We start from the raw sequence: 12,232 nt of genomic DNA on the forward strand, positions 1-12,232 counted from the left end.
CAAGGGACGCTCCGCGTTCCAGCTCTGGAAGGGACGCGGAGCGTCCCGGGCTGCATTCCCACGCAGAGCGTGGGAACGAGAGTCGGTGGTGAGCAGCGAGCGTCAGCGGTGGATCAGACCGCTTCGTTGAGAATCAAGCTGCGATAGTGCCCAGGATTGGTCCCCGACCACTTGCGAAACGCCTTGTAGAACGAGCTCGCATCGGCAAACCCCAAGCGGGTGGCGATGTCGGCAAAACTGATCGAAGGTTCCGCCAGCCAGGTGATCGCCAGCTCTTTGCGCACGCTATCCTTCAGGCCCTGATAGGTCTGCCCTTCTTCAGCCAGACGCCGGCGCAGGGTCGAGGCCGACATGCACAACTGCTGGGCCAGCGCGTCGGTTTCCGGCCACTGTTCGGCGGGCAACTGCCGCAGATCCTGCTTGATCCGGCTGGCAAGGCTTTCCGGGTCGCGATACTTCACCAGAATGTTGGCCGGGGCATGGGCCAGAAAGCGTTTCAACTCCTCGGCGCTGCGCTTGATCGGCAGATCCAGCACATCGGCGGCGAAGATCATCCGCGTGCGCGGCCGGTCGAAACGCAGGTTTTCCGAGAACATCACCCGATAGTCATCGCAAAAATCCGGCGCCGGGCAGCGCAGCTCGATGGCCAGGATCGGAATTCGCCGCCCCGCCAGCCAGCACGCCACGCCGTGGACGATCATCCAGTAGGTGAAATAGGTGAAGGCGCGGCGCGGTTCCGGGTCGTCTTCCAGCAGCACGATCTCCGCCAGACTCTGCTGGTACACCAGTTGCGCCGGCATACGCTCAAGCATCAACGACAGGAAATTCAACCCCGTGCTCAACCCAGCGGCCAGGTTCGGCTGGGCCATGGCGCTGCGGCAGAGGAATTCGAGGCTGCCGGATTTCAGCTTGCGCGGGTCCATGCCGAAGAACTCGTCATCGCCGCGCCGCGCCAGCAGGCGCCATAACCGCGCGTACTGGCTGGCCGGCACGCGGGCGTCATCGGTGGACAGCAGCGCCGGATCAATCCCGACCTTGCTCAAGACTTCTTTCGTGGCCACGCCAGGGGCACAACTTTGCAGCAGTGCTTCGCGCACCAGTTGAATGGCGATGGTGTCTTTTTCCGACATGGAACGCGCGCAATCCTATTGTTGTTCGAGTGGCGGGCATCTTAGCGCAGCTGGCTGGGCGGCGTGGATGTTCAGACTCGTTCAGCTGAGGTTCAGCTAAATGTCAATGAATGCCATGTGAGAATGACTTTCATTATGTTACAACTTGTAACCTCATTTCGTTACACAGTGACCGCCGAATGCTCGTTCCCTTTTTGATCATGTTGCGCGAAGGCATCGAAGCCGCGCTGATCGTTGGCATCATCGCCAGCTACCTGCAACAGACCGGCCGTGGCCAGTGGATGCCTGCGGTGTGGATCGGGGTTTTTCTCGCCGCCGCGCTGGCGTTGCTGGTTGGCGGTGGCCTGGAACTGGTCAGTGCCGAATTCCCGCAAAAGCAGCAGGAACTGTTCGAAGGCGTGGTCGGGCTGCTGGCCGTGGGCATTCTCAGTTCGATGGTGTTCTGGATGCGCAAGGTGGCGCGTTCGATCAAGCATTCACTGCAAGCCTCCCTCGATCACGCGCTGACCGCATCGAAGCATCAGGTCATCGCGCTGATCGCCATGGTGTTTTTCGCCGTGGCCCGGGAAGGTCTGGAAACCGTGTTCTTCCTGCTGGCCGTGTTCCAGCAGAGCGAAGGCCCGGCCGCACCGATCGGCGCCCTGCTCGGCCTGATTCTGGCGATCATCGTCGGCTTCCTGATCTACAGCGGCAGCATGCGCCTGAACCTGTCGGCGTTCTTCCGCTGGACCGGGCTGTTCATTCTGGTGGTCGCCGCCGGGATTCTCGCCAACTCGGTGCAGGCCCTGCATGAAGCCGGGGTGTGGAACCACCTGCAAACCGTGCTCTTCGACTTCAGCGCGACGCTGCCGATGGACGGCCCGCTGGGCTCGGTGCTGGCCGGCATGTTCGGTTATCAGGATGCACCAACCGTCAGCACCCTCGGCGCGTACCTGATTTATCTGCTGGTGGCTCTGGTCATGTTCTTCATGCCGGCGCCCAAGCCTGCTGCCCAATCGTCTTCCGTTTCCAGCCAATAAGGGCCTTCATGTCAAAGCCTAAAATTCCTCAGGCCTCGCCTCCCCGCGCCTTGCGCTGGGCGGTGGCCGGTTCGGTGGTCGTGATGATCGCCGCCGGTGGCCTGTTCTACTACGCCTCGAAACTGGCCGCCGCCAAACGTCAGCACAACCGTGACGAAGTGGTGGTCAACATCCATCCCCACAGTTGCGAGCCGAACGCCCTGACCGTGCCGGCCGGTCGCGCCAGTTTCCGCATCGTCAACCGCTCCGACCGGGCGGTGGAGTGGGAAATTCTCGACGGCGTGCTGGTGATCGAAGAGCGCGAGAACATCGCGCCGGGCCTGAGCCAGGTGATCAACGCCAACCTGCAACCCGGCGACTACGCCATCACCTGTGGCCTGCTGAGCAACCCGCGCGGCACCCTGCACGTGACGCCAACCGCCGCTTCCGATGCCGCCGCCAAGGCCAAGCCATCGATGGTTGCCTTCGTCGGGCCGCTGTCGGAGTTCCGCGTCTACCTGGCCAGCCAGGGCAGCGCGCTGATCAAAGCCGTGACGGCGCTGAATCAAGCCATCGACAGCGGCGATCTGGCCCAGGCCCAGGCGTTGTATTTGCCGGCCCGCGCCGCGTATCAGCGTCTGGCCCCCGCCGCGCAACGCCTGGCGGAGCTGGACAACAGCATCAACGCCCGCGCCGATTACTTCGAAAAGCGCGAGCAGGATCCGGCCTTCGTCGGTTTCCACCGCCTCGAATACGCGCTGTTCCAGCAACGCAAACTCGACGGGCTGACACCGATTGCCCAGGGCTTGCTCGACAACGTCACCACGCTGAAACAACAGCTGCTGGCCCAGTCGCTGCCGCCGGAGCAACTGGTGGAAATCGTCGTGCGCAACCTCAACACCCTCGCCGACGTGCGCGCCGCCAGCGGCGAAGAGGAACGCTACAGCCACAGCGATCTCAACGGCTTCGCGGCCAATCAGGAAACCGCGCACAAAGTCGTCGAACTGCTGCGCCCGCTGCTGAGCAAATCCGCCGCCGACCTGCTGCCGAAAATCGACAGCGCGCTGGCTGATTTCGATACCACGCTGAACGGCTTCAAGGTCAAGGACGGCTACGCCAGTTACGACACCGTCAACGGTGAGCAACGCAAGCAGATCGCCGACAAGGCCAAGGCTCTGGCCGACGCCCTCGACGCCATTGATCCCGCCCTCGGCCTCTCGGGCCTGTAAGCAGAAGACAAATACCGATGAACGATTCCGAACACTTCAACCTGCAACGTCGCCGCGTACTGATGGGCATGGGTGCCGCCGGTGTCGCACTGGCCGGCACAGCTTTGAGCTGCCCGGCGATGGCCGCCGCGCCTGCGCAAGTCACCGAAGCGCCGAGCAGCGACAAGACCCAGGATCACCACGATTTCCATGGCGTGCACCAGACTGGCATCGTCACCCCGCGTCCGGCGGCCGGCATGCTGGTGGCGTTCGATGTGCTGGCCAGCGACCGTGAAGACCTCGAACGCCTGTTTCGCACCCTCAACGAGCGCATCGCATTCCTGATGAAGGGCGGCCCGGTGGCGCAGATCGATCCGAAGCTGCCGCCGCCGGATTCCGGCATCCTCGGCCCGGTGGTGACGCCGGACAACCTGACCATCACCGTGTCCGTCGGCGAATCGTTGTTCGATGAGCGCTTCGGCCTCGCGTCCGCCAAACCCAAGCGTCTGGTGCGCATGGTCGGTTTCCCCAACGATGCGCTGGAAGCCGATTGCTGCCACGGCGATTTGAGCCTGCAGTTCTGCTCCAACACCGCCGACACCAACATCCACGCCTTGCGCGACATCGTGAAGAACCTGCCGGACCTGCTGCTGGTGCGCTGGAAACAGGAAGGCAGCGTGCCGCCGCAAGCGCCGGCCAAGCCCGGTGTGCCGGCGCAATCGGCGCGTAACTTCCTCGGTTTCCGCGACGGCTCGGCCAACCCGGATTCCAACGACGGCAAAGCCATGGATCGCATTGTCTGGGTGCAACCGGGCAGCGACGAACCGGCCTGGGCGGCCCACGGCAGTTATCAGGCGGTGCGGATCATCCGCAACTTCGTCGAACGCTGGGACCGCACGCCGTTGCAGGAACAGGAAAGCATCATCGGCCGGGTGAAAACCACCGGCGCGCCGATGGGCGCCAGCCATGAAACCGAAGTCCCGGATTACAGCAAGGACCCGGAAGGCAAGCTGACCAAGCTCGACGCGCACATTCGCCTGGCCAACCCGCGCACTGCCGCGAGCCAGGCCAACCTGATCCTGCGCCGGCCGTTCAACTACTCCAACGGCGTGAACAAGAACGGTCAGCTCGACATGGGCCTGCTGTTCATCTGTTACCAGTCCGACCTGGAAAAAGGCTTCATCACCGTGCAGACCCGCCTCAACGGTGAGCCGCTGGAGGAATACCTCAAGCCGGTCGGCGGCGGTTACTTCTTCACCCTGCCGGGTGTCACGGGCGACAAGGACTTCATCGGTCGCTCGCTGCTCAACGCTACTCAACCAAAAACAACTGCATAGCATTCAACAGGAGCCGCCCCCATGAAAAAGACGCCACTCGCGTTATTGCTGACCCTTGGTTTGCTCAACACCCCGCTGTCGGCGTTCGCCGCGACCGCGCCTCTGGATCTGGTGGGGCCGGTGTCGGACTACAAGATCTATGTCACCGAACAATTGGATGAACTGGCCAGCCACACCCAGCAGTTCACCGACGCAGTGAAAAAAGGCGACCTGGCCACCGCGCAAAAGCTCTATGCGCCGACCCGCGTTTATTACGAGTCGATCGAGCCGATCGCCGAACTGTTCAGTGACCTCGACGCGTCCATCGACTCCCGCGTCGATGACCACGAGCAAGGCGTGAAAGCCGAAGACTTCACCGGCTTCCACCGCATCGAATACTCGCTGTTCTCGGAAAAAAGCACCAAGGATCTGGACGCCCTGGCCGATGGCCTGAACAAGGACGTGAAGGACCTGCAGACCCGCGTCGCCGGCCTGACGTTCCCGCCGGAAAAAGTCGTCGGCGGCGCCGCTGCGCTGCTTGAAGAAGTTGCCGCGACCAAGATTTCCGGTGAAGAAGACCGTTACAGCCACACCGACCTCTACGACTTCCAGGGCAATATCGACGGCGCGAAGAAAATCGTCGACCTGTTCCGTCCGCAGATTGAGAAACAGGACAAAGCCTTCGTCGCCAAAGTCGACAAGAACTTCGCCACCGTGGACAAGATCCTGGCCAAGTACAAGACCAGGGACGGTGGCTTCGAGACTTACGACAAGGTCAAGGACAACGACCGCAAGGCGCTGGTCGGCCCGGTCAATACCCTGGCCGAAGACCTGTCGACATTGCGTGGCAAACTCGGTCTGAACTGAGTCCGCGCATAAAAAAATCCCCCGGACGCGTGCTGCGTTCGGGGGATTTTTTGTGGGCCGGTTTTAGAGAATGCGATACAGCAGCCGCTCGACCCGCACCCGACTCACGCGCTTGAGGAACTTGGCCACGCCCGCCGGGTAGTCCGGCAAGGCTTCCAGGTCCTGGAATCGCTCGATCCGCGTGGTGTGTTCGAAGATGTTTTCCAGCTCCACGCGGCGCGGCTCCAGCCACTCGCCTTTCGGGTCATCGATCAGCAAGGCGTTTTCCAGATCGAGCCGGAACGCCCGCGGGTTCAGGTTGTTGCCGGTCAGCAGCGTGTAGCGCTGGTCGATCCACATGCCCTTGAGGTGATAGCTGTTGTCGCCTTCACGCCACAGATGCAGGTTCAACTGGCCGCTGTCGATGTTGCGCTGATGCCGCTTGGCGAAACGGCGCAGGCTGATCTCGTAGAGATACGGCAGCGCAGCGATCACCTTGAACGGCTCGGTCGGCGGAATGTAGAAGTCGTTGGCGGTCTTGTCGCCGACCACGATGTCGATCTTCACGCCGCGCGCCAGCGCCCGGTTGATCTCGCGGATCACCCCCAGCGGCAGGTTGAAGTACGGCGTGCAGATGGTCAGTTGCTTCTGGGCGCTGGCGATCAGCTCCAGAATCACCCGGTTCAGCGGGTTGTTCTTGCCCACGCCGAGCAACGGACTCACCGACAGACCGGTATGCGCCGTGCTGCCGGCGCTGGTGTCGTACGCCGCATATTTGAGGCGGCTGCGCAGGTCGCCGATGTCGTTGCGCAGACTGCGGGTGGTCGGCAGGTTCGGCAGGTCGAGGCGATGCACCGCTTTCGATTCGATCAGGCCGTGCTTGACCAGATGGTGCATCGAGTCCGCCAGTTCGCGGCTTTGCAGCACGTGATAACGGTCGAAGCGGTACTTGTCGAATTTGTGCAGGTAGACGTTGTTCAGGCTCGCACCGCTGTAGACCACGCAATCGTCGATCACGAAGCCTTTGAGGTGCAGCACGCCGAACAGCTCGCGGGTCTGCACCGGCACGCCATAGACCGGCACCACGCTCTGGTGGGTGCGGGTCATCTCCTGATACCACGCCGAGTTGCCCGGCTGTTTGCCGGCACCGATCAAGCCACGCTGGGCCCGCAGCCAGTCGACGACCACCGCGATTTCAAGCTCGGGACGCTTGAGTTTGGCGGCGTGCAAGGCATCGAGAATTTCCTGGCCGGCTTCATCGTTTTGCAGATAAAGCGCGACGAGGTAGATGCGCCGGGTCGCCTGGGCGATTTTCTCCAGCAGGCAACGACGGAAATCGGCGGCGCCGGGCAGGATTGTCACGGCCTCGGCGGTCAGCGGAAAGCTGCGCAGTTTGGGCAGCAGAGAGCGTTTGAAAAGCAACGGCATAGGGCTCGCAATGGGTCGAATCCGAAGAACCCGAGAGCTTACACCATCAACTCCTTCGGGTCTTCCCGCCTGATTGATCGTTCCCACGCTCTGCGTGGGAACGCAGCCCGGGACGCTCCGCGTCCCTTCCAGAGCTGGAACGCAGAGCGTCCCTTGAGGCATTCCCACGCAGAGCGTGGGAACGATCAAGCAGAACGCGAGAGCGATCATAAAATAACTGCTTGACCAAGGAGAACGATCGTTCTACTGTTCGCCACATGAACGAAATCACACGCAACGACACAACCCGAGACATCATTCTGGATGTCACCGAAAAGTTGATCTACAAAAGTGGCATCGCGGCCACCGGCATGGATCTACTGGTGAAAACCGCCGGCGTTTCCAGAAAGAGTATCTACCGCTACTTCGCCAACAAGGAGGAGCTGACCGTCGCCGCCCTGCAACGCCGCGACGTGCGCTGGATGCACTGGTACAGAAGCGCCGTCGACCAGGCCGAGACCCCGGTCGACCGCCTGCTCAACCTGTTTACCGTGCTCAAGGGCTGGTTCGCCTCTGAAGGTTTCCGGGGCTGCGCCTTTATCAACACCAGCGGTGAGACCGGCGATCCGCAGGATCCGGTTCGCCAGGTCGCCAAAGACCACAAACAGAAACTGCTCGACTACCTGTGCGAGCTGTGTACCGAACATGGGGCCGAGGACCCGCAACTGCTGGCCAAACAGTTGCTGATCCTGATTGACGGCGCCATTACCGTAGCGCTTGTGATGGGTGATCACAGTGCCGCCGATAATGCGCAATGCATGGCGCGAAAGTTATTGGACCTGTAACGCCTTAATAAGCCTGACAAGTTGTTTAACTGTTAACAGATCGGGAGACAAACATGTCTACTGCAGCCGAAGTTCGTCCGCCATTGCCACCGTTCAACCGTGAATCGGCCATTGAAAAAGTTCGTCTGGCCGAGGATGGCTGGAACTCCCGCGACCCGGAACGCGTGTCGCTGGCTTACACCCTGGACACCAAATGGCGTAACCGCGCCGAATTCGCCAACAACCGCGAAGAAGCCAAGGGTTTCCTCACTCGCAAATGGGCCAAGGAGCTGGATTACCGCCTGATCAAGGAGCTCTGGGCTTACTCCGACACCCGCATCGCCGTGCGCTACGCCTACGAGTGGCACGACGACTCGGGCAACTGGTTTCGCTCCTACGGCAACGAGAACTGGGAATTCGACGACAACGGCCTGATGTTCCAGCGTTACGCCTGCATCAACGACATGCCGATCAAGGAAAGCGAACGCAAGTTCCACTGGCCGCTGGGCCGGCGCCCGGATGATCATCCGGGGTTGTCCGAGCTGGGTCTGTAATTCAGCGGCCGATCCCTCCTGCACACTGTGCAGGAGGGATTTTCAGGCTACTTCGGCGGTCTGGATCGATTGCGCTTTGGCTTCCAGTTCCCGCACCAACGGCAACACCCGCTGGCCGAAATACTCCACCTCTTCCTGAAAATGCAGGAATCCCGCCAATACCAGGTCCACCCCCACCGCTTTCAGCGCCACGATCCGCTCGGCAATCTGCTGCGGCGTGCCGATCAGGTTGGTCTTGAAGCCGTCGTTGTATTGCACCAGATCTTCAAAGGTCGATTTGGCCCAGTTACCCTCACCTTCCGGCGACGCCCTGCCTGCCTGTTTCGCCGCATCACCAAAAGCATTCACCGCTTCCGGGTCAGCCTGATCGATGATCTGCGCGAGCACCGCTTTGGCTTCTTCTTCGGTATCCCGGGCGATGACAAACGCATTCACCCCGACCTTCACCGAATGCTGGTTCGCCGCCGCTTTGGCGCGAATATCGTCGACCTGCGCCTTGATGCCCTCGACGCTGTTACCGTTGGTGAAATACCAGTCCGATACCCGCGCCGCCATGTCCCGCGCGGCACGAGAGCTACCGCCCTGAAAGATTTCCGGGCGACCCAGCGGTTTCGGTTTGAGGCTGTAGTTGTCGAAGCGATAGAAATCGCCACGGAAGGTGAAGTTGTCCTGGCTCCAGATCCCTTGCAACGAACGGATGAACTCTTCCGAGCGACGATAGCGCTCGTCGTGCTCCAGCCAATGCTCGCCAATCGCCTGAAATTCACCCTTGAACCAGCCACTGACGATATTCACCGCAATCCGGCCGTTGGTGAGTTGATCAATGGTCGCCAACTGTTTGGCCGCCAGCGCCGGTTGCCACGGGCCAGGCAGAATGGCGGCGATGACTTTGAGTTTGCTGGTGGCGGCTAGCAGCGCGTGGCTGAAGGCTACCGATTCATGCTGAAATTCGGCGCCGTAACCGGCGGTGAAGCGGATTTGCGTCAGGGCGTATTCGAAACCCGCCGCCTCGGCCAGTTGCGCCAGCTTGCGGTTGTAGTCGATGCCCCAATCGGTGCGCTGCTCGATCTTGCTGACCACCAGCCCACCGCTGACGTTCGGCACCCAGTAGGCAAATTTCACGGCTTGCTGACTCATTGGCGTGTCCTCGGGACAGTTGATGAAGGTGAGAGAGGTAGAGCAGCAAGCGTGCCAGCCCCTGAAGCCCGGTTTTATTGGGGCTTCCGGCAATCGGCGTGCACTGAGAGAGGTTGATTTGTTGTTAGCGTGTTGGGTGGGCAACAGTTGGGATTTGAAGTGGCTGGAGCCAAGCTATCGCGAGCAGGCTCGCTCCCACAGTGGGAATGCATTCCAATGTGGGAGCAAGCCTGCTCGCGCCAAGGCCTTATGGGTCGCCGCAACACTTGGAAATGAGTAACATGACTGCCCTCCCCGCAGCCCAGCTCTGCAACCTGCCGAATAAGCCGATTCCATGCCTTTCGAACTCAGCGTTGACCTCACCACCTTGGCCGTTCTGGCCCTTGTCGCTTTCATTGCCGGATTCATCGACGCCATCGCCGGCGGTGGCGGTCTGTTGACCACGCCTGCGTTGCTCACCGCCGGCCTGCCGCCGCATCTGGTGCTGGGCACCAACAAGTTGAGTTCGACCTTCGGCTCGGCCACCGCCAGTTTCACCTTCTACCGACGCAAGCTGTTTCACCCACGGCAGTGGATGCACGCTATCGTCGGCACGCTGGTCGGTGCGCTGACCGGCGCCATCGTCGCGCATTACCTGCCCGCCGAATGGCTGAACAAGATGCTGCCGGTGATCGTCTTCGCCTGCGGCCTGTACCTGTTGTTTGGCGGCACGCCGAAAGCGCCGCTGGACAGCGACGCACCGATCAAGAAAAAGTGGCAATCGACCCAAGGCTTCAGCCTCGGTTTCTACGACGGCGTAGCCGGTCCCGGCACTGGCGCGTTCTGGACCGTCAGCAGCCTGCTGCTCTACCCGATCGATCTGGTCAAGGCCAGCGGCGTGGCACGCAGCATGAACTTCGTCAGCAACATTGCGGCGCTGTCGGTGTTCGTGTTTTCCGGGCAGGTGGACTGGATCATCGGCCTGAGCATGGGCCTGTCGGTGATGGTCGGCGCATTCTTCGGGGCGCGCACCGCGATCAGCGGCGGCGCCAAGTTCATTCGTCCGGTGTTCATCACCGTGGTGCTGGGGTTGACCGTGCGCCTAGCCTGGCAGCACTGGTTCAGCGTGGCCTAAGCGCCGCGCCACGTAGACGTCGATCAGGTAACGGGCAATCGATTTGGACGCCGGCAACGGCGGCAGAGCGTGCACGTTGAACCACTGGGCGTCTTCGATCTCGTCTTCCTGGCAGACAATCTCGCCACCGGCATATTCGGCATGGAAGCCGAGCATCATCGAGTGCGGGAACGGCCAGCACTGGCTGCCCATGTACTGAATGTTCTTCACCTCGATCTGCACTTCCTCGCGCACTTCGCGGATCAGGCAATCCTCGGCCGACTCCCCCGGTTCGGCAAACCCGGCCAGCGTGCTGTAGACCCCGGTGACAAAACGCGGTGAACGCGCCAGCAAGATCTCATCGCCACGGGTCACCAGCACGATCATGCTCGGCGAAATCCGCGGGTAACTGCGCAAGTCGCAGGGCTGGCAATACATCGCCCGCTCCCGTGGCACCTGGGTCATGGCCTGACCGCAGTTGCCGCAGAAACGGTGTTCGCGCGCCCAAGTGCCGATCTGTGCGGCGTAGCCCAGCACTTTGTAGATCGTGTGATCGCCGTCGAGCATGAACGCCCGCAGGCCTTTCCAGTTGCAACCCGGCACCTCGCTGGTGCTGCGCAGTTCCAGCAGATACACCGGTTCGCCATCGAGATGGCCGATACCGTGTTCGGCCAGGATCGACAAGTCCTGGCGCTTGAGCCATTCCCGGGGGAACAGCGCGCCGTTGTCATCGAACAGGAAACCCTCGGGGCTGCGCGCCACGGCCCAGCCGCCGGGTTGATCGGTGTCCAGTACTGCAGTGGTCCAGCGAGATGTCATGGTTTCTCAATCCAGAAATTCGGGTTTCTGTTTGCTCATGTGGGCGGCCATGGCCACACGCAAATCATTGGATTGCAGCATGGCGGCGTTCCAGGTGGCAACGTACTCGAGACCGTCGTCGATGCGATGGTCGCGCATGTAGCTGATCATTTCCTTGGTGCCGGTAACGGCGATCGGCGACTTGCCGGCGATGTCCCGGGCAATCTCCATCACACCTTCGATCAGGCCGTCCTTGTCGCTGTAGACGCGATTGACCAGGCCGATGCTGCGCGCCTCTTCAGCGCCAAAGGTGCGACCGGTGTAAGCCAGTTCACGCAGCATGCCGTCACCGATGATCCGTGGCAACCGTTGCAGGGTGCCGACGTCCGCCGCCATGCCAATGTCGATTTCCTTGATCGAGAATTGCGCGTCTTCGGCGGCGTAGCGCATGTCGCAGGCGGCGATCAGGTCGATGGCGCCGCCCAGGCAATAACCCTGGATCGCCGCGAGTACCGGTTTGCGGCAATTGTCGACCGCATTGAAGGATGCTTGCAGGGTCAGGATTTTTTTACGCAGCAGACGTGCATTGCGACCGACATCCTTGCCCAGCTCATTGGCCACGCCGGCCAGCATCATCAGGTCGATGCCCGAGGAAAAGTGTTTGCCGGCGCCGCTGAGCACCACCACCCGCACTTCGTCGGTGTCGTCGATCCACTGGAACACCTCGACGATTTCACTCCAGAACGCGGCGTTCATCGAGTTGATCTTTTCCGGACGATTGATCTGCACATGGGCGATGTTGTCGGCCAGTTCGACGCTGAAGGCGGTGTATTGAGTCATGGCAGAAATCCTTTACCGGGCTGAAAATGAGGCCCGAACTATAACAAGGCATCAGCACGGCGGTTCGGCCAAATGCGGGAC

General features: G+C 61.3%; 12 protein-coding genes. 7 read left to right on the plus strand and 5 right to left on the minus strand.

Annotation, left to right across the window (positions count from 1 at the left end; genetic code table 11):
* Positions 1 to 113: 113 nt before the first annotated feature.
* Positions 114 to 1,130: an AraC family transcriptional regulator gene (locus ACEN93_RS03170; RefSeq protein WP_495611043.1), complete on the minus strand. Its 1,017-nt coding sequence runs from the start codon at positions 1,128 to 1,130 to the stop codon at positions 114 to 116.
* A gap of 179 nt (positions 1,131 to 1,309) precedes the next feature.
* Between ACEN93_RS03170 and efeU the strand changes: the two genes are divergently transcribed.
* Genes efeU through efeO (ACEN93_RS03190) form a run of 4 tightly spaced genes read left to right on the plus strand, consistent with a single transcriptional unit; the run spans position 1,310 to position 5,519 of the window.
* Positions 1,310 to 2,149 (plus strand): iron uptake transporter permease EfeU, encoded by an 840-nt coding sequence (gene efeU, locus ACEN93_RS03175; RefSeq protein ID WP_495611044.1) that lies wholly within the window; start codon positions 1,310 to 1,312, stop codon positions 2,147 to 2,149.
* An 8-nt stretch (positions 2,150 to 2,157) separates the two neighbouring features.
* The gene (gene efeO / locus ACEN93_RS03180) at positions 2,158 to 3,357 is read left to right on the plus strand and encodes an iron uptake system protein EfeO (RefSeq protein WP_103385209.1); all 1,200 of its coding nucleotides are present in this window, start codon (positions 2,158 to 2,160) and stop codon (positions 3,355 to 3,357) included.
* 17 nt (positions 3,358 to 3,374) lie between these two features.
* Positions 3,375 to 4,673, plus strand: a complete 1,299-nt coding sequence (efeB, locus tag ACEN93_RS03185; RefSeq protein ID WP_103385208.1) for an iron uptake transporter deferrochelatase/peroxidase subunit — start codon at positions 3,375 to 3,377, stop codon at positions 4,671 to 4,673.
* Between the two features lie 21 nt (positions 4,674 to 4,694).
* The gene (gene efeO, locus ACEN93_RS03190; RefSeq protein WP_039768660.1) at positions 4,695 to 5,519 is read left to right on the plus strand and encodes an iron uptake system protein EfeO; all 825 of its coding nucleotides are present in this window, start codon (positions 4,695 to 4,697) and stop codon (positions 5,517 to 5,519) included.
* A gap of 63 nt (positions 5,520 to 5,582) precedes the next feature.
* On the opposite strand, the gene pssA is transcribed toward efeO (ACEN93_RS03190), so the two are convergent.
* A complete protein-coding gene (gene pssA, locus ACEN93_RS03195; RefSeq protein WP_039768662.1) occupies positions 5,583 to 6,926 on the minus strand; it encodes a CDP-diacylglycerol--serine O-phosphatidyltransferase in 1,344 nt (447 codons plus the stop codon).
* Positions 6,927 to 7,183: 257 nt separating this feature from the next.
* Here pssA and ACEN93_RS03200 point away from each other — a divergent pair, with 257 nt between their 5' ends.
* Both ACEN93_RS03200 and ACEN93_RS03205 read left to right on the plus strand, forming a co-directional pair.
* Complete coding sequence (locus tag ACEN93_RS03200; RefSeq protein ID WP_103385206.1) at positions 7,184 to 7,750, plus strand: TetR/AcrR family transcriptional regulator; 567 nt, start codon at positions 7,184 to 7,186, stop codon at positions 7,748 to 7,750.
* A gap of 53 nt (positions 7,751 to 7,803) precedes the next feature.
* On the plus strand, positions 7,804 to 8,283 hold the full coding sequence (locus tag ACEN93_RS03205) for a nuclear transport factor 2 family protein (RefSeq protein WP_039768666.1): 480 nt from the start codon (positions 7,804 to 7,806) through the stop codon (positions 8,281 to 8,283).
* Positions 8,284 to 8,325: 42 nt separating this feature from the next.
* Here the strand turns inward: ACEN93_RS03205 and sfnG are convergent, their stop codons facing one another.
* Positions 8,326 to 9,420, minus strand: a complete 1,095-nt coding sequence (gene sfnG / locus ACEN93_RS03210; RefSeq protein WP_495611045.1) for a dimethylsulfone monooxygenase SfnG — start codon at positions 9,418 to 9,420, stop codon at positions 8,326 to 8,328.
* Positions 9,421 to 9,754: 334 nt separating this feature from the next.
* On the opposite strand from sfnG, the gene ACEN93_RS03215 reads away from it, so the two are divergent.
* Complete coding sequence (locus ACEN93_RS03215) at positions 9,755 to 10,534, plus strand: TSUP family transporter (RefSeq protein WP_027611974.1); 780 nt, start codon at positions 9,755 to 9,757, stop codon at positions 10,532 to 10,534.
* Here the strand turns inward: ACEN93_RS03215 and nudC are convergent.
* The gene (nudC, locus tag ACEN93_RS03220; RefSeq protein WP_074690499.1) at positions 10,502 to 11,332 is read right to left on the minus strand and encodes an NAD(+) diphosphatase; all 831 of its coding nucleotides are present in this window, start codon (positions 11,330 to 11,332) and stop codon (positions 10,502 to 10,504) included. The genes ACEN93_RS03215 and nudC overlap by 33 nt on opposite strands.
* Positions 11,333 to 11,338: 6 nt before the next feature.
* Complete coding sequence (locus ACEN93_RS03225) at positions 11,339 to 12,151, minus strand: crotonase/enoyl-CoA hydratase family protein (RefSeq protein ID WP_074690498.1); 813 nt, start codon at positions 12,149 to 12,151, stop codon at positions 11,339 to 11,341.
* Between the last annotated feature and the right edge of the window lie 81 nt (positions 12,152 to 12,232).

This window comes from Pseudomonas sp. Pseusp21 (assembly GCF_059492145.1).